The following is a 19,473-nucleotide window of genomic DNA, read 5'->3' on the forward strand; positions in this document are numbered from 1 at the left end:
CCTGAGGATTGTGCTTTCTGTTGCAATTATACTCTTTCGGGGATGAGAAAATTGTCGCAAACAGTCAAAAATCTTTTATTTTTTTTCGACAAAAAAGAATCCGGTCTATATTCCGGATTCCAATAGCTCCAGCGCTTTTTGCATGGCAGCAGGCAAAGGCCCCTCCCTTTGCATATGGCGCCGTAAAAAGGAATTATTGATCATAACCTGGAGAGAACGCAGCATATATTCCCGTTTAAACCTATCACGAATAGCTGGATAAGTTTCAATTCTTTCCAGATAATATTCTTTATAACATTTCAGGACAGCCTGAGCCAGCTCCTCTGCTTCCATTTGCCTGGGCTTGATCACCGGCTCAACAAAATTATACTTACTGTAGTCCTGCTCAATAATAAATGGTTTCAATTCAGGATAAAGGTCAGCATAAGGCCAGGGTGCCAGCAATAAGAAGTGGGCGAAATCCGGATTGTAGTGCTTGGCTAATTCCAGAGTCTGGTCTATATGTTCCGGCGTTTCTTCCGGGGTTCCAAGCACAAAGGAACATTCGCTGATAATATTGGCCTCATTAAGTAACGCCAAAGCCTCTCTGCCCTGTTCACAGGTGATGGATTTTTTGAATTGATCCAGACTGGCCTGGTCGGTAGCCTCTACCCCTACATAGACATGGATAACCCCCGCTGCCCGGTATTTATCAAGAATATCCCGGTCCCGCAAAACATCGCTGACACAGGTCTCCAGCAGGAGATACATGCCCACCTGTCGTTCCAGCAGCAGATCCAGGATTTTTTCCCAGCGCTCCCGGTTACGGGTAGGATATTCATCAGAAAGCATCACCACATTGACCCCGTAGGTCTGTTTCAGATGCTCCAGTTCACTGACAAAGCTCTCTGCACTGCGTTCCCGGTAGCTCTGTTGCCAGAATTTCTGCTGAGAACAAAAGGCGCACTGATGGGGACAACCCCGGCTGGAATTGACCAAACCCAGACGGGAGCCGGGTAGAACATAAAAAGTGTAGTCCTCCCAATCAACCAGATCCCAGGCCGGAATCAGCCGGTCCAGGTCAGGCAGAAAAGGTCTGGCTGGATTAACGATGATTTCTCCCCGCTGGTTGCGCCAGGCAATGCCTTTTACCTGAGCCAGTTTCTTTTCATCAGGCCAGCTGTCCAGCAATTCCGGCAGGGTCTCTTCTCCCTCTCCCCGCACTACTACGTCAACCCAGGGCCAGTCCTTCAACATTTCCTCGTACATAAAGTTAGCATGGATACCGCCAAACACTGTCAGAATCGATGGATCAACGGCTTTAGCCACTTGTAAAACCTGGCTGGCAGCTGGCGCTGAGGCTGTATAGGAGGTGGTCCCAACTACCCGGGGCCTTTCCTGTTCAATCCTGGCTTTAATCTGCGCCAGGTCATGCCCTTTAGTCATAGCATCATAGATAACCACTTCATGCCCGGCCGCCCTCAAATGCCCGGCCAGGTAAACTAGACCAAGGTTAGGCCAGGAACCAGCTGCTTCCACCACGCCGGCATGATAAGACGGAGTGATTAACAAAACTTTCATTACCGCTCACCTCCTGCTGCTAGTGTAATAACTGCCAGTGGTAAATTAAACCTGCAGTCCATACTACCCCTAATATACCGTGTTTAATCAGCAATAAGCGTTTGCGCTCCCGCGCTACATCCCCGGTCCAGCCATAATAACGGAAACTGATACCGCGCAGGGCACCGGTGACCAGAATGAGCACTAGCGCTAGCCAAACCCAGGTGTTAAGCTCCCAGAAAAGAGCGTCCTGACCATAACTGGCCTTGATTTTCCCCAGCAGAAACAGCCCTGCCAGCCACAGCCCTGTTGCCGTATCATGGATAAAACTGTTGATAACAATTAACCAGTCTTTCATCTTCTCACCTATTTCAAATGTTCATGAATGGATTGATAGATGTATGGGACGCCAAAATAGGCAAATATAATCAGAACAAATGCCCCTATCGCCAGCCAGGCCGCTTTTTCGCCACGCCAGCCATAAGTGAAGCGTAAATGCAGTACCAGGCCGTAAATCAACCAGCTAATCATCGCCCAGGTTTCTACAGGGTCCCAGGCCCAGTATCGGCCCCAGGACTGGTTGGCCCAGAGGGCCCCGGTAATCATCATGATAGCCAGCATTAAAAAGGCCAGGGCCAGGAAACGATAGGTTAGATCATCTACTTCAGCCACATTGTTGCCTTTCCGCTTGTGCAGCAAATAGTAGGCTCCTGTACCTGCCGCCAGCAAGGCACTGCCATAGGCCAGTTTAGCGAACAACACGTGCAGGTAGAGCCAGAAACTACGGTAGGTTAGAGGAATGCTTTCCATCTGGTCTGAATTTAAAACTGCCGCTCCCAAAGCCAGCATAGTAGCCGGCGCAACAAATAAAAGCAAAGTTCTAAAGCGGGGCTTATAATAGCAAAGCCAGAGGAAACCAGCCATGCCCGCCCAGGCATCAGCAGGAACTACTTCCGCAAAATCGACATACGGCCCATGACCGACCCGGTACCAGCGATAGAGTAAAGCCGCAGTGTGCGCAAGAAAACCGGCAGTGGCTAAGTACAAATCCAGCCTGCCCTGTTCTTTTTTCCAGATGATTTTTACAGCTGACATAAAAAGGGAGCCAGCATACAACAGTACAGCCAGCCAGTAGAAAATAACTTCGACTTTACTCACCCAGTACCTCTCCTTTTTGCATTACTTGCCGCAGTTCAGCCACTATCCCGCTCTGCCATTGTTTCCGTCTGGCTTTCAAAATCCAATTCCCTTTTTCTTCGTTCAGTACTATTTCCAGCGGCGGCCGGAATAACCAGAAGAACAAAGCGATTATACCTGCGGAACTACCAGCCACAATCCAGTACAGCCCCGGGTCTTTTACCAGCAAAAATGACGCCCAGTAACGCAAATCGATAAAAGCGACAGTTAGGCCTTGCGGTAAGGTTCTGGTTTCCCCCTGGTTTAATGGCAGACCATTGACTAACAGCTGCTGGTTTTTTTGATCATAAGCAAGGGAAAGGGCTTGTTCACCGGGCAGCTTTATTTCACCCTGCCCGCTTTCTTCCTTAATGGCAACATAGCCAGCCAGCAACACCTTGGAGCCTTCTTTCACTTCCAGGCCGGGAGCATAACCGCTCCGGGCCAGATAGAGAGTATAGCCATGCCATTGCAGATTCTCATTCACAGCTATTTTTTCCCGGGCCAGCACTTCTCCCTTGCTGGTTAGTCTGACCACATAGGCTGCCGGTTCAGTTGCATTAGCATCAAACTTATCCAGGCCCAGATATTCTGCCGGAAATTTAATGTCCGCCCAGGGGCCCTTTTTTATTTCTTCCAGCTGTTGTTGGCCGGTGAAGGCCTGTCCTTCAGTCAAGGAGACAGTAGCCTGAACGCGCAAAAGATAGGTGACTGCGCCGCCAATGATAATCAGGATGAGCGCCAGATGAAAAAGGGGAATGGCAAAAAGGCTAACAGGATGGCGCAGCCAGCCCTGGTTAACCTGTTTTAGCCCTGCTTTTTGCCACCAATTATCTGCTGGTTTTTGCTTCAACTTCACTGGCTGCCAGCGGCCACCAATGCCGCCGCGACACCATTGTTGATACGCCAGTGCAAACTGTTGCAAGAGTGAATAAAGTGCCACCAGGGCAAAAACTCCTACCCCCAGTTTAAAAGGCCAGGTAGCAGCAAAATGAGTTAATCCCAGCCGGTCAACCCAGACTGCCCAGCTTCCGTTGCTGGCCACCCATTTAGCGATACCATTGGCCCCGTAGATGTTTTCCTGAGGAACCAGAACCAGGATTAGGATAAAAACCAGCAAAATAAACCAGAGAGCAATGGTAAGTCGGCGGATGTTCATGGCACACCTCAACTCATATATTCTGAATGAACAGTATCATAAAGGTAAGGAACTGCAAACAATGTGATCAATAAGATTAATAAAGAGAGCAAGTTCAGCAGGGCAGCCCGCCGCGGCTTGCCTCCAGTAAAGCGGTAATGCAAGTATAAACCATAAAGCAGCCAGGAAATCAGGGACCAGGTCTCAATGGGATCCCAGGCCCAGTAGTACCCCCAGGCCTGGTTGGCCCAGATAGCCCCGGCCACAATCATTACTCCCACCATTAAAAAAGCAAAGGCCGTCAGGCGATAACTATAGTAATCCAGCCAGTTTGGTTCTGGCACCCGCTGCAGCCAGCCGGACTTTGTGCTGCCTGTTTTCAACAAATAGATAGCAGCCAGGGCAGAACTGAGCAGCGCGCTACCATAGGCGAATTTGGCAAAAATGATATGAATGATTAGCCAGATAGTCTGAAAGGTAGCCGGGATCTGGCTGATTTCCCGGGACGAAAGCAGGGCCCAGCCAGAAAACACCAAGGTAAGTGGATAAACGAATAATGCTGCTGGCATTAGCCTGGGCAGGCGCCAGAGCAAGAGCATGAACAGAGCAGCTCCAACCCAGGCATCAGAGGAAACAATCTCGTAAGTTTGTAAATAGGGACCATGACCTGTGGCTAGCCAGCGCAGAATTATCGCTATCCCATGGGGAACAAGCGCCAGGACAAAGATTATATTGCCGGCCCGCTGTAAATTCTGCTTGGTCCACACGACTCCAATTGCTGCCAGCACAGTTGCAGCCGCATATAAAATAACTGCCAGCCAGAAAAGAGTGATTTCTGCTACTTCAATGTTCATTCTCTGTCCTCCTCAGGGGAAATGTGGACCAGGTATATAAATATATTACTTCCTTTTCCCCCTCATGTCCAATGCACGCAAAAGAAGCGGGCAACAGATAATGCCCTGCTAGAGCTCCTAAACCCAGCCAGAAGGCTATAAAAATCAGAACCATGCCATAATCTTTAATAATTTTCACCTGGAGATAATAGCGAAAATCACCTGTTTTAATTTTAAATTGCCCCAGGTCACCGGAACTGTGCAATGGTAAAACCAGGGACTGTCCTCCTGAACTGATTTTTACCAGCGGTTCACTGGGGTACATAAACTTGTCCGGTTTTCCCCAGTCTGCATCCTGCCCCCGGGGTAAAAATTCTATCTCTATTTCTCTCCCATCAGGCAATATCAGAGAGTCACGACTGAACTTCTGGTCTCCCCTGGTGATAGTGGCCAGGGAGACATAGCCGCTGAGCAGGAGCTGGTCTCCCTGGCTGAGTTCTAGATAGGGAGCAAAACCGAAATCCCAGACATTGAAATCATGGCCATAGTAGCTCACAGGGGGTACCTTGCTTAACTTTCCTGATTTGACTTGAACATCATTGTGCCAGAGCTTAAATTGCCCCTGGACATCCTGGGGCCAGCCCTGGGCTGGATAGTTAACATGAATTTGCTCCACTTCCAGTCGCCACTGTTCCGTATTCAGGCGACCATAGGGCCCCTGTTGCAAAAGGGAGAAGCTTTCCCTGGTCAAGGGTACCTGTTCCCCTGCCGTAACCGGAACCAGGCCTTCGATACGGCCCCAGGCACTCCAGAGATAACCAAGTCCTATTAATAAGAAGGAGAAATGAAAAAGAATGATAAAAGTCAACCCATAGAGGCGACGAGCCCAAACTACGGGACCTAAAGGCCGGAACCCCTGCCGGATCAGCCAGTCCCTGGCAGTTCCTTCTACCCATAACCGCTCCCGCCAGCGGTATTTCCTCTCGGTAATCCTTAATTTCCTGTACAAGCGCCATCGCTTACGTATCTGTGCTACCATGCAGGCTGCTGTGTTGATAAGCAGTAAAACCAGCAAAACTTGTAGAGGTGTGCTGCGAAAAAAACCGGTATCATACTGTCCGCTGGGCAGACCGCGGGCTACACCCAGGAAAATATACAGGCCCAGGACAATGATCAAGATATAGGCCACTTTTTTGGATTTTAGTAATTGATAGATCAACATAACATCACCTTGTGAAGAGAAGGGCCCGGCTCAGAGGCTGGGCCCTTCTGTAATGAAATTAACTGCCACTGGTTCGGGAAGTTCTGGTGGTATGACTGCCACAGGTTCCCTGTAACAAGTAGCACCCGTTCTTAGAACCAATGTTAGATGGATAGTATTCGGCAATTGCCCGGCCGCGAATGAACTTGCCATACCCGTTCCAGGTAAAACCGTGCATATAGCCTTTAACACTCGGGTCACCATGGCATTCATAACAACCATTGCTGGTTTTGTGATCCCCTTTACTATGATTGGAGAACCGTGAACCAGTACTTGTAGTGTAACCATAGGATGTCGGCTTATGGCACAAGGTACAGTGCTTTACAATCAGCGGCGCACTGCTAACTGCAGTATCCGTACTGAGCTTCAGGTTATATGGATTGCTGACATCAGTACCAGTATGGGTATAGTGGCAATCAGAGCACAAAACTTTTCCCTGCCCAGCCGGAGGAGTCCGGTTCAGGATATTGAGACCATAAGTAGTAAGAGTGGTAGAGTTAACATAAGTATTGGTCCCTTTTACCCCGAACACACCGTGGTGCGAATCATGAGTGGTCTGGAAGCGACTGCGTACATCCGACCAGCCCGTGGGCAAGGTGGTCTTGCTGCCAAAAGTACTGTGACACTTGATACATACTTCATACTGGAAGTCAGCTACCTGTTTGAAGTTACCATTGACGTCAATCCCCGAAGCTTTCAGGTTGTCCCGAACGAAAGTGTCTTTTGTCTTCAGGATGTGCGTATTATGACAGTCTACACACTGTACTGTCTTGGAGTTATCATCATAGTTCATCTGAGCCGGGTCCTGGCCGGGCACATGGCGGGCAATGTAATTAGGATCTTTAACCGTATGCCCTACCGTGCCATCGAACTGACCAGCCACATTCTTGCTTGAGGGGCCTGTACCATCATGACAGGTGAAACACAGGTCTGAAGCTGGTTTCAAGGTCGAGCTCTGGTAACCTGAGCCATGGGGATCATGGCAGTTATAACAGGCACCTGCTGCATTACTGGCCTGGGTATAATTACCACCCTCTGTTCCGCCCGGCCATTTGGCATTGGCATTAGAGCCATGGGAGCTGACAGAGAACAGGCTCTGACCGGCTATCTTCACAGCCGGATCCACCAGTTCGGTATCTGGAATGGTGTTATCATTATTATTGGTACCACCTTTCCAGTAGACGGTCGGATAACCAGGAGCAGCAGCTTCGTACCAGTAAACCCCTGTTCCATAAACCTTTTTCACCAGGGCCACACTGTCATGGCAATTATAGCAGAGCTCGTTATTGTCCGGATTTTTCAACAACTGCTTCGGATAAGGATTGCCCGGATTGCTCGGGTCCTCCTTGCCATGAGGGCTGTGACAGTTCATACAGTTACCGGGAACAAACATGGCCGATTGCCCTGTGGCTGAATCATACCACTTAGCTTTGCTGGCATGTTCCGAGGCATTATAGGCTGCCTTACCCCGGAACCAGTAAGTTTGAGCAATCACTTCTGGCTTATCATGGCACCAGAAACAAACACTGTTCTTCAAACTGTTACCATTGCTGTCTACAGCATCGGTATTCATGGGCAATTTCAACATGCTGCCATAATCGGTGCCATGGGGATCATGGCAGTTGGTGCATTCACCAGGTGCAGATTCGTTATCCCAGCGGACCAACAAGTTATTTTTATTGCCATGGGCAGTTTTGTTGTAAATGGTAAAACCATTCCAGGCACCAAAACTTACAGCAGCATGACATCCTTCACAGAGAGCATTGACACTGATAAAGGTATCAGCACCCACCGTAAAGCGATAGCTATCCAGGGTCGAAGCTCTGGTAACACTCACGCCATCTCCGCCATGCTCTGTCGGCACAAACTTACCGTGCGGAGTATGACAGTTAAAGCATTTACCAGCATAAGTCGCTTTATCGGCTGCACTATTGGGATCCCTGGTGCCCCCGGTTCCATAGCTATTCGGGAAAACTATGGGCGTTCCGGAAGGCGAATCTGTGGTCCGGCTGTGCGCCGACATTTCAAAGGTACGGCGACCGGAATATTTGTAATTGCTGGAGGCGTTGGTGTGACAATCAAAGCACAGTTCATTATCCTTGGCTTTCTTCAGCAAGCTGGGATACTGTGAACCATGGGGCACATGGCACTTGGTACAGTTACCATAGTAAATGCTGCCATCACTAAAGGTGTCCACCGGTACATCCACGTTATGTTTGCTACTGTTATAAGATGTACCGATTACAGGCGCCCCAGGCGGTGAGCCGGTGCCGTCGTGACAGGTCATACACAGGGCTCGCTCCAGTGATGCCATGGGATCAACCAGAGTCAAAGCTGTTACCTTGGTACTGAAACTGGATTCGTTCCCCTCCAGGTCAAAGGCTGTAACGTAGTAACTATAACTGGTGGTACCTTTGAGATAGAGGTCCGTCCAGGTAGTACCGGTAGTGGAACCCACCTTCAAAGGTTGACTGAACCCGGGCACAATCCGGTAGATGTTATAGCCCACTACTCCATCAGCAGCGCTAGCCGGAGCCCAGGTTAACTCTACGGCCATACTGCCGGTGACAATATCCTTGATGGGAGTAGCATTAACCCCTGCCGGAGGAGGCGGAGCCACATTATCCACCGGCTCAGCAGCAGTTGTTGTCGTTACAGCAGCACCGGTTGCAGCATTGCCACTCAAATCAAAGGCACTGACACGATACCAGTACTGGGTATTTCCTTTTAAGCCGCTATCAGTAAAGCTCAAGTTTGCCGCATCCACCGAGCCTACCTTGATGTAGTTAGTCCCATCACTGCTGCGATAGATACTATAGCCAGCCACATCATCGGCAGGAGTGGACGCCGACCAGTTTACAACTACACTGTTGCTGCCAGGCTGCAAGCTGCTAATCGTCGGCGCTGAAGGCGGAGTAGTATCAACGGCATAATTCTTCAGCAGCTTGTATTCATTGACCAACGTGGTGCCGCCGGTGTTGCGTACCCGGATATACAAAGAATACCAGTCTCCGGCATTCAGGCCACTGGGCCAGGTCACCTGGAAGCGGATATAGTTACCGTTATAAGCTACGTTGCTGGCAGTCAAAGTGGCTGCTGTAGTTCCATCCATTCTGTATAGAGTTGCAGTAGTGGTGCCGATAGTACCATTGACATTGGCCGAAACTTCACCATAAACAACCTGCCCGGCCTGGAACTCCAGCTTTTCTGTCGTATAGCCACTATCTTCATATGTGCGATAATGTTCGGTAGTTGCTGCAATTTCCACCGCCTCATAAGCCCTAATTGTACCTGCTCCGCTTGAGACCTCAACCAGGAAATAGTAGAGACCCGGGGTCGAACGGGTAAAGGTCACCTCATAAGTGTAAGGTGCGCTAGTACTGGTCTGGCTCATAGTATAAGTTGCTAACTGCCCGCCAGTCTTACTGTAAACAATTACCCGCCGCGTAGTAGCATTATTAATGGTACTGGTAGTCACCTTAACCCGGATATTAGTGCCAGCCGGGAAAATATTGGTGCGACCGTTCTGATAGTCAAAGAATTCGACCACATTGCTACCCGACTTGTAAAGTCCATTGGTTACAGGTATAGTTGCAGTTGGTGTAGTGACCGAGGCAACATTGCTATAACCGGATTCATTACCAGTGCCGCCTAAATCCAGGGTTTTATCGATTGCCGTAACTTTATACCAGTAGGTTGTATTGGGCAAAATGCCATTATTCAAGCCCGGTGCATCCACAAAACTGGTAGTACCGCTAAAGCCAATGCGGCTAAAGTTAGTGCCATCTGTACTGCGATAGATATAATATCCTTTCACCCCGGAGGCGTCAGTACTGCGCGACCAGGTCAGACTGATCCGGGCACTATTCAGGGCTACCGCCTTCAAGTCAGCAGGCGCACTGGGAGCAGTTGTATCCGAAGTATAGGCTGGTGATACGTTCACGGTTGTATTCAGCCAGGTACTATTACCTGCTCTGTCAAAGGCCTTAATCTTATAAGTAAATGGTGGTGTGCCTCTTACTGCGCCATCATAGAAGGACACTGTACCAGTAGTGCTGGTGTTATTGATCACCCCAATAGCATTGGCATCGGTGAAATCATTACGGTAGATATAGTATCCAAAAATGTCACTGGAATCAGATGGAGTCCAGCTGACCTTCACCAGACTCTTGGCCAGCGCCTGGGCACTTAAACCGCTGGGAGCATTAGGTGGTGTTACATCACCACTGGCACCAGTGCGGTCTTTGATCAAATCCGCTTTCGGGTTATGGGAATGAGGTTTATGACAATTGGTCATACAGGTATTGGTATCAGGTGACAGCGCATCAGTTATTTTATGGTAGGACACAATCGTACTGGTTGTCGTCCTGCCACCTTGCCCGTCAGGCCAGGTGTTTTGAGTTCCATCCCACAAACCGGCTAACTGGTCTATATTGGGCGCTAAAGCGCTGGACCCGCCATGACATTTGTAACAATCCTTGTTGGACCCCACCGGCCGCGGGTCATGGGGGTTATGACAGGCCATACAGTTAGCGGTGCTTACTGCCGTATGCTCACTCAAAGTAATACCACTCTTGGGCCCTACCAGGGGCAATTCAGCAAGATCAATCTGGCCGCCAGGCAGATCGGGATCAACCCAGCGCACAAAATCCGCACTGGCATCCTGGTTATTGGGCAAATGGCAAACCGTACAGAAAGGACGGCGGCTGTCATTGCTGCCAATATTGCTGGGGAAAGGGCGTAACTGGTTGGTATCCCCATTAGTATAGATGGCTTCACTGACATCAGCATCCCGCAGGTACTTTGTATTGGAAGTTCCATGCGGGAAATGGCAATCGGCACATTTCAGCTTCTTGGTTGGGTCGCTTTTTAGATAATGGCCATAAGCCTGATACAATGTCTTGATATTGCTAATCGTAGCCCCATTACCATCAGTATGCAGACCATCATGACATTGATAACACAGAGTATCGCCATTGGCCCACTTCAACAAAGGCTTATAATCAGAACCGTGAGGATTATGGCACTTGGTACAGTTATTGCCGAAACCACTGCCGTCACTGTAGGAGTGTTCCTGTTTCACGTAATCATGGGGCTTACCCGCATATTTCAGCATGTCAATCCGCGGCTGTGGTCCCGGTGCCCCGTTTGTATCATGGCAATTGAAGCACAGGGTCTTTTCATCTACCGCCTTGATATTATTGGAACGCGGATTATGCGGGTGAGCCAGGTGACATTTGGTCATACAATCATTGGTATCAGCTGTGTTGGGATCATAAATCTTATGACGGCTGATTTTCCCTGCACTCAAAGTTCCTTCTTGCCCCATCAATGCCTCGATATTATAGGCCTCACCCCGTTTGCCATGGCAGAGATAGCAATCGGCATTAGAGCCTGTAGCCGGCCAGGGCTTATGAGGATCATGACAGATATCGCATTTATCCGTTGATGTACTGCTATGAGAAGCAATGCTGGCCGGCAACGGTTTGATAGTGATTTTATAGCTGTTAGCCGGCTGGTCACTGGAAGTCACTTTGATAGTATTACCGGTATAGTAGACACGGCTGGGCTGGTCTGAAGTCGGGTGACAGACCAGGCAAAACTCCCTGACGTTAAAACTACTGCCGGTCTTATTGGTCGGCCAGGCCGTTCCGGCAAACTGCAAGGTACCGTATTTGTCCCGATCCCAGAGATACTTGGCGTTGGTCGTACCATGAGGGCTATGACATTCGGTACATAGCAGTTTTTTGGTAGAATCTACAGACTTGATAAAATGGCCGGCAGAAGTCTCAGCATAATAGAGCTTCCGAATATCCTGTTTGGCCGGATAACCATCATGGCAATCCAGACAGGCATTTACCTTACCAACATCAGTATCAGCATCAATCGCATGAGTATCGGTAGTATCAATATCCCGCCGCAGCAAACGCACGTTAGTCGAAGCATGGTGTTCATGGCAGACCAGACAGGGTTGATCCTTGCTTACCCCATCAGCAGTAGTGCCATATTTACTGTTGCTCCGGCTCAAGCTGGCATGGGGCTTGCCGGTAAAGTTGGCCTGATAATCCTCGGTAATATGCCTGGTAGTACCATGACAGGTAAAACACCAGTCGCGATACTCGGTTGTAGCAAAATTGGGCACACTGACCGGGTCCGGCGTAACCGCTGTCCCTGAGACAGGGTCGGTCCAGGCGACCGGGTTTTTCAAACCATAGGGGTTAGAACCCGTATGTTTGGTATGATCCGGTTCGTGGCAGGTATCACAGGATACCTTTTTGCCACTGGATGTACCCGCATAAATAATGGGATGGGATGAGTTTTTGTCGAATTCATTCTGGTCATGACAGGCAGCACAGTTCAGGGCAGGACCTGCATAAGGATTACGCAAATATCCCTTGGGTCTATGGCTAGCTTTACAGTTAAGGTAGCAGGCATAACCAGTTGCATTCCCCTGTGAATCGGTACCAGTTGCATAAAAAGCCAATCTACCATTAGTTGGACCAACGGCATTTAAAAGATAGGACCAGTCAAAGCTGACCATTACCGGGTTATTCAAATCCCAGTTACTGTTGGTAACCTTCACCCCATCTTTATAAGCATTGGTGTTGCTTTTATCAAAATACTGGTTATTCCCGCCATGGGGATCATGACAGGTGCGACAAGAGAGTTTATAACTATTCACGTGCCAGTGATAGTTGCGACCATTGCCATTTCCAAAACGACTCCCTACAATGGGGTTACTACCATTATTCCAGTAATAACGGTAGTCATGGCATTTAAAACACAACTCATTACGGTTATGAGTTACTGCCGTCGGATAAGGTTTGTTAACAAAAGGTGCTGTAATCATGAACTGATATTTTGAGCCATGGGGCTCATGGCACATCATACAGCCATTCCAGGCCGCAAACTTCTGATCATGGATTGAACCAATGAAGGTATTGCTGGAGTTGTTGATTTTATTTTGGGCACTGTATTTATAATAATTAAAACCTTTACTAACATGACAGTTAATACAAAGATTGGCCTTATTCTCCCAGCGCAAAAGCGGGTAATTAGAGGAACCATGAGGTTTATGGCAATTCAGACAGGCGATCATGGTTCCGGTTGCAGATTCGCCAGTAATGGGCTCTCGCTCCACCATGGCGATCCCATCAGTCTGGGGGCTGCTGGTCGGTGCCACCGGATTCAGGTTAGCATCAACGCTGGCATATTGCATTAAACTATTGGGGTCATTGCCAATATTATGAACGGAATTAGCAAAAAAAGTCTGATGATCAATCCCAAAAGGCCTGGGTAGATCCGAAGGAGCTCCGTGACAGGTCCAGCAGACATCATTGCCACTATAATTAGGGCCTTTGAGCGTCCCGTTAACATTGCGCTGGGCTGCCAGCAAGCGAATGGAGCCGTTTTTCTTTCCCGTTACTGCACTGGTAGAGTCTGTGTTGCTGAAGTGGGGATTGTGACAATCCTGACAAAAGGTTTTGCCCTCCGGCACCTTATGGTGGGAGGTATTAACCTGAACATCAAACTGGCTTTTGACATCATAAATTGAAGCTGTACCGTCATGGCAGACATAACAGGTCTCAGCAACAGTGTCTTTCAAGACCAGCTGATAACCATGGGCTGAATGGGTAGAATGACACAGTTTGCAAAGGTCCTGCCGCCCCGGGTCAGTAAACTTGCCATGGGGCTGCAGAGTTGGTGTAGCGACAACCTTCACAGTAACTGCCTGTTGAGCATAAGCCAGATTGCCGGTACTATCGCGGCCTATCCCCTGCACATAAATAGTATAAACCCCTTGAGTAGCCGGGGGAATCAGTTTAACCTTAAATACTTCATCATGAAGTTTACGGTTACGGTCTCCGGGAGTTCCATTGCTACCATCATCCAATGTAACCCCCTGCTGATTAACCGGAGTAGAATTAGCAGGAAAATCAGTAACAAACATAAAAGGACTATACAAAGGCGCATTTTTGGCTGTATCCTGTTTGGCAACAGCCCAGGGGGTCAGATCAGATTGGCCATTATCACTCCAGGGAGTATCAGGATTAGCCACTTGCCACTGGTAAGTAGCAGGTACCTGGACGGCACCTGCTACAGTTCCGTTTAATCCGTAGCCCAATCCTGTGACCCGATAAGTAATCTCAAGCGCCTGACCAGCAGTAAGGCTGACTTCAGACACTGCTCCCTTACTTGTTCCGTTGACAGATACATCCAGGAGCGTCACAGTTCCCCCGCCCCTGGTATCATGACAGGAATTACAATAATTCTTCTCACTGGCGGTATCCAGTTTGCCATTCGGCCAGGCCCAGGCCCAGCTGATAAAGGCGAGCCAGCACCCGACGGTCAGGAGGAATATATTAAATTTTCCAGTAGACAAGACTGTTTTTTTCATTCCGTCCCCCTCCTTCTCCGCTCAGGTTTAGGGATTATCAGTTTTCTGATGGCAATCCTCACAGATCACCATACCAGGGGCGCGTTTTAAAGCGGTAGATAAACGCCCACTTCTGGTAATATTTTGTTCAACCACAGTAGTGCCATGAGCGCGATGACAGGTCAGGCAGACCACCAGATTGCCATTTTCATACGGATAATTTCCTCGCGGTGTCAAACCATTGTAACTGTTAGGAATATTTACGGCATGCATAACAAAATCTATGGAATTTGCATTCAAGTCATAGCCTGTTTGCTCGGTAAATTTGGCCAAACGATGTCCACTCCCGGCTTTCTGGTTAAAGTCACTGTGACAGGTACCACAGAAATATACAGTACCACTCACATATTTTGGTATTTCCTGATTGGTACCAGTATCGGTTACGGCGTAGCCAATAATAGCGTTAGTTTGTTCTCCACTACTTGACCCTACCAAGCTTTTTAACAACCGATAATTACCATTATCATGAGGGTTGTGACAACTAGTGCAATCCAGCTGCCTGGCCATGAAAAATGAGTCATAAATCATTTCCCCTGGTGCCTCCCCATGGGGGGTCCCGACATTGTGGACCGAAGTGGGTACCGCAGTGATAGCAGCACTGCCATTGTAATCGTAATATACCGCAGCATAAACCTCAGCAGTAGTATTGCTGGCAGGTGGCAGAGTACCAAAAGGCCCACTGGATGTAGGAGCAAGTACAGAACCTGGCAGGGTAACTGTGCCATTTAAGACATTATACTTACTCTGAGTGCCATCATGACAAACCAGACAGGTACGGGTTCCTGTTTTTTGTGTCAAAAGTTTGGGGCCTTCGGCTGCGTGGGTAACATGACAACTGGCACATGCCCCTAAGTTTTGATCATAGTAGTCATGGGGACTGGTATTAGGGGGAAATGCCTTCCCGATAGGAGACTCAATAGTAGTAGTACCATCCGTCGCTGTCACCTTGTAATAGTAATTGCGATAATTCTCCACTCCAGTATCCGCATATTGTGTTGCCGGACCAGTATACAAAGTAGTCCAGGTGGTCCCGTCGGCAGTCCGGCTCAAAGTGTAGCTGGTAGCCCCAGTTACACTGGTCCAGTAGACTGTTTCCTGGTTATTGCCTCCTACCATCCCGGTGAACCGGATTGTTGCTTCCGGGTCAATTGCCGCCCAGGCCTGAATAGTATGGAACAGAAGCAACAGGATTGTTATGGCCGTGATTGTACTATATTTAATTATCTTGACCATAACAACCCCTCCTTTTTCTATTTCAAGACTACAATCCGGTCATTTTCCCGGTCAGTTATATAAATTCTGCCTGTGCCATCAGTCGCTACCCCATTGGGAAAGCGAAAAGGATCTCCTTCCTTAAAGCCAGCAATCTGTCCGACCAGTTTAAAATTAGCATCCAAAACTATCACAGCCTGTTGCATCGTATCCACTACAATCCAGGCATTTCTTTCCCGGTCAAAGGTAATTCCCCGCGGTAGTACAAACCCTATTCCTTCCTTAATGGTCTTTACATGTTTACCGTTATCCGCATTGAAAACTTGCAAGCGTCCATTGTTGGAATCTGCCACTATCAGCAAGCTCTCATCTTCATTTAGGGCTATCCCGTTAGCATAGGATAAACCTCGCTCACCCGAACCTGGTTCTCCGATTCTTTTAACCACCCTGCCCTGTTCATCTAAAACCAGTACTTGCTGACTTAATAGATCTGATACATATAATAAACCTTTACTGTTTAATGCAAGGGCCACCGGACGAAGATTGTTTTTACTATCCCTGGGCCAGGACTCCAGGTATTTCCCTTCCTTATCAAGTACTACAATCCGATTATTATTCAAATCAGCAACAAAAATTTTACCAGCACCAGCAGCAACAGCTACTGGATAATTAAATTTATCGGGGCCGTTACCAAAACTGCCAACGCTTTTTAACTTTTTTCCATTGCGATCAAACCAAACTAGCCTGTGTTTGGCAGAATCAGCAACAATAATTTTATTGCCATCAACCCCCACTCCCAGGGGTTTTAACAGTCCGGTTTGTTTATCATTGCCAAAGGCAAACAATCCCTGGGGCAATGAATGCACTGGCTGCGTAATCGATTCCAGTGGGTTTTGTTTAGTCAGGTAGAAATAAAAGAATATGCTCATGCTGATTATAATCAGCGTTAGTATGATGATCACTAGTTTATCACGGCTGATAGTTTTAGTCATAATTGCCACCTCGAGGATGTAATTTAGTTCACAATTTACCTTACTACATTATTCGACATAAACTTTACTTTTCCTGCCACAAAAACAAAAAAGCCGGATTAAACTCCGGCTTTTTTCAAGATCTGGTCCATTACTGTCGAACAGGCATGGGAGTGGGCCAGCATTCCATCTACTACCGTGGAACAACGGTGTCCTAACCCGAGAGCAAAATCCTTCACTGAGGTGACCTGTTCAGCACGCCCTATTATTTCAAATCCATTTGCAGTCAAATAGCCCAGATTATCAGTCTGTACAGCCAGTACAGTGGCCCGGTTGGTCAAATCATAGTGGCGGATTAGCCCGATCTCCCCTGGCGGTAAAGGCTGCCCGGTACGCAATCCAACCACAACTGTCCTGGTCCAGGGAGGAGTAATTTTTTGTCTTTCCACATTTGTCCGTCCCTGCAATACTTCCGCCAGGACATTGTCGATATAATTGGTACCACTTTCACTCATACCCAGGACATTCACACACATATATGCAGGCACGCTCAGGAATTCCTGACAGTTCTGATAAAACTCTTCTCTGGTCATAGCCCCAAAGGTGCCCTGATAACCACCCCCATCAAGAACCCTGGAACCAGCGGGCAGCTCCAGCCGCAGATTCAGCTGGCGCAAGTGGTTAAAGAAGAGGACAAAGCCCGATGTAGCACCCACCAGGGCTACAGGTTCTTGACCTTTTACCGCATCTTGCAAAAAGGTCAGTAACCCATCCACATCCAGCCCTTGCGTAGAAATAAAATAGCGACTGTCTTCCTTGCCATAATTTTTCACCAACTGGGCCAGACCAAAAGCCATCGCCATCCCTGGGGCCTGTTCCGGCGGTGGGATCAACATGGCCATGGTCATTTTATCCCGATCAGGAAAACAGTACTTTTTCGTCAGCAACGCATTAGCCTGGATGATATTGGCCAGACTGGACCGGTCCCGGAAAATTTTTCCCCGCAAATTGGGATCGGAAGTGCCACTGGTCAACAGGGCCAATTCACTCTTCTCTACCGGGATGCTGGCTACTACCGACTCCTTAAAAGCCTGGGTAGGAATCGCCGGAATCTGGCTCCAGTGGCTGATTTGACCAGGATATTTGCCCAATTGTTCACATAAGTTGCGGTAATAGTCGTTTGCCTCAAACTGGTAAGCGAAGATTTCCAGCGCCAGGGCATTAAACTCAGCCTCATTAGTTTCCTGCTCCCAGCTGCGGGCAATAAATGCCGCCACCTTCGCATCCAGCTCTTCAGCCCATTTTGTTAATTCCATCTTGCTCTCCCCCTTATTTTAATAGGTTAAATGCTCATGAGCAGTGGGATAAAACAGCGGAATGCCGAAAAAGGCAAAGAGGATTAAAAGTAAAGCCGCAATACTGAGCCAGGCTGCCCTGACTCCCCGCCATCCCCAGTAAAAACGAAGGTGCAAGGCTATGCCATAAACCAGCCAGGAAATGAGGGCCCAGGTTTCAATCGGATCCCAGCGCCAGTAAGCTCCCCAGGCCTTATAGGCCCAGATGGATCCGGAAAGAATCATAATTCCCAGCATAATAAAAGCAAACCCGGAAACGCTATAATTTAAACGATCCAATCTTTCCAGCTCCGCCGGATCCGCTGTTTTCCTTCGCCAGAGAAATGCCCCACCAAGTCCGGCAGCAATCAGGGCAGAACCGTATGATAGTTTAGCGAAAAAAATGTGTACTCCCAGCCAGAAAGTATAAAAAGTTCTGGGTATTTCCTCAATTTCTTTGGTCCCCATTGCGCCCAGGCCTATCATCAAAAACACCACTGGCCATAACCAGCCCACTATACTTCTCGCCGCCGGTACCAGCATCGAAAATAATTGAATTAATAGTGCAGCCCCCCAGGCATAAGAGGTATATACTTCATAAGTGCCCCAGTAAGGAAAATGCCCGGTTTGATACCAGCGCAACAACAATGCCGCCGTCTGAGGAACCAATCCCAGCCAGGCTACAACATAGCTCCATTGCCGCCAGTTTGGTTTGCTAAACCATGAGCCTGCTATTGTCAGTGAAGCTGCTACAACATAAAAGAAAACACTTACCCAGAGCAAAATCAGTTGTGTCTTGAGCACCAGCTCACCTCCTTCGATTTTTGCCAGTAAACCAGAGGCCCAATCCTGCCGTCGCTAACCAGGAACCAGCAAAGACAATTTTGGCTCCAGGATCATAAACTGTTTCTAAACCCACCCAGGCTCTGATCTCCCCTAACTCCAGTTGATAGGGACCTAAATTCCTTACCTGCCCGGGGCGAAGCTCTACTTCTTCTCCGGCTTTCACGATCAGCATGGGATTTATCAGTTTTTCCGAGTTTTTGTTTTTCTCATCTGGATAAAAGATCCCGCTCAATTTTAAATCAGGTAATATCTCTAATAGCTTAATTCTGTATCCCTGCTCATTTTCATCTGTTTTTTCTGCCGGCAATAAGAAAGCACCCACCAATTCACCATCTTTTTTTACTACCAGACCCGGGGCGTAACCCGTAGCGTAATGAAAGAAACGCCAATCTCCAACGATTAGTGGTTGCCCTTTTTCAATCCATACTGCTTCTTCTCCCCGTTCAGTCTTGACCATTACCAGGGAACTGGTGTAAGCCAGAGTTCCATCGGCTCGCCAGTGCCGCTTCTGTTCCAATAACTGTAGGTTCCATCCTGGCCACTGACGCTGCCAGCGACCGGTTTCCAGGACAGAAAAAGCAGTAGGTGTTAAAGCCTTTTCCTGGCCCTCCCCCAGTACCAGATAACCTTCTACTTTATAAGCAAAACTGAGTAGCGCCCCGCAAGTTACAAAAATTAATCCCCAGTGAAAAATCACAGACCCCCATATTGCTAACGGTGCTGACC

The 19,473-nt window shown here is 48.4% G+C and carries 12 protein-coding genes; all 12 read right to left on the bottom strand.

Annotated elements, in window-relative coordinates:
* Positions 1–105: 105 nt before the first annotated feature.
* On the bottom strand, positions 106–1,560 hold the full coding sequence (locus JDF658_RS00975; RefSeq protein ID WP_079906185.1) for a B12-binding domain-containing radical SAM protein: 1,455 nt from the start codon (positions 1,558–1,560) through the stop codon (positions 106–108).
* Between the two features lie 19 nt (positions 1,561–1,579).
* Positions 1,580–1,897, bottom strand: coding sequence for a hypothetical protein (locus JDF658_RS00980; protein WP_079906186.1), 318 nt, complete (start codon positions 1,895–1,897; stop codon positions 1,580–1,582).
* Between the two features lie 8 nt (positions 1,898–1,905).
* The gene (ccsA, locus tag JDF658_RS00985; RefSeq protein ID WP_078666066.1) at positions 1,906–2,697 is read right to left on the bottom strand and encodes a cytochrome c biogenesis protein CcsA; all 792 of its coding nucleotides are present in this window, start codon (positions 2,695–2,697) and stop codon (positions 1,906–1,908) included.
* The gene (locus tag JDF658_RS00990; protein WP_078666065.1) at positions 2,690–3,874 is read right to left on the bottom strand and encodes a cytochrome c biogenesis protein ResB; all 1,185 of its coding nucleotides are present in this window, start codon (positions 3,872–3,874) and stop codon (positions 2,690–2,692) included. Before JDF658_RS00990 ends, ccsA (JDF658_RS00985) begins: the two co-directional genes overlap by 8 nt.
* An 8-nt stretch (positions 3,875–3,882) precedes the next feature.
* Positions 3,883–4,707: a cytochrome c biogenesis protein CcsA gene (gene ccsA, locus JDF658_RS00995; RefSeq protein WP_078666064.1), complete on the bottom strand. Its 825-nt coding sequence runs from the start codon at positions 4,705–4,707 to the stop codon at positions 3,883–3,885.
* The gene (locus JDF658_RS01000) at positions 4,697–5,908 is read right to left on the bottom strand and encodes a cytochrome c biogenesis protein ResB (RefSeq protein WP_143311919.1); all 1,212 of its coding nucleotides are present in this window, start codon (positions 5,906–5,908) and stop codon (positions 4,697–4,699) included. Before JDF658_RS01000 ends, ccsA (JDF658_RS00995) begins: the two co-directional genes overlap by 11 nt.
* A gap of 58 nt (positions 5,909–5,966) precedes the next feature.
* Complete coding sequence (locus JDF658_RS01005) at positions 5,967–14,345, bottom strand: cytochrome c3 family protein (RefSeq protein ID WP_079906188.1); 8,379 nt, start codon at positions 14,343–14,345, stop codon at positions 5,967–5,969.
* A gap of 27 nt (positions 14,346–14,372) precedes the next feature.
* Positions 14,373–15,617, bottom strand: a complete 1,245-nt coding sequence (locus JDF658_RS01010) for a cytochrome c3 family protein (protein ID WP_079906189.1) — start codon at positions 15,615–15,617, stop codon at positions 14,373–14,375.
* A gap of 17 nt (positions 15,618–15,634) precedes the next feature.
* Positions 15,635–16,588 (bottom strand): 6-bladed beta-propeller, encoded by a 954-nt coding sequence (locus JDF658_RS01015; RefSeq protein WP_079906236.1) that lies wholly within the window; start codon positions 16,586–16,588, stop codon positions 15,635–15,637.
* 98 nt (positions 16,589–16,686) lie between these two features.
* Complete coding sequence (locus JDF658_RS01020) at positions 16,687–17,883, bottom strand: hypothetical protein (protein WP_078666563.1); 1,197 nt, start codon at positions 17,881–17,883, stop codon at positions 16,687–16,689.
* 18 nt (positions 17,884–17,901) lie between these two features.
* On the bottom strand, positions 17,902–18,705 hold the full coding sequence (gene ccsA / locus JDF658_RS01025; RefSeq protein WP_242946577.1) for a cytochrome c biogenesis protein CcsA: 804 nt from the start codon (positions 18,703–18,705) through the stop codon (positions 17,902–17,904).
* Positions 18,706–18,709: 4 nt separating this feature from the next.
* On the bottom strand, positions 18,710–19,444 hold the full coding sequence (locus tag JDF658_RS01030) for a cytochrome c biogenesis protein ResB (protein ID WP_079906191.1): 735 nt from the start codon (positions 19,442–19,444) through the stop codon (positions 18,710–18,712).
* Positions 19,445–19,473 lie beyond the last annotated feature (29 nt).

This window comes from Carboxydocella sp. JDF658 (genome assembly GCF_002049395.1).
GTDB lineage: Bacteria > Bacillota.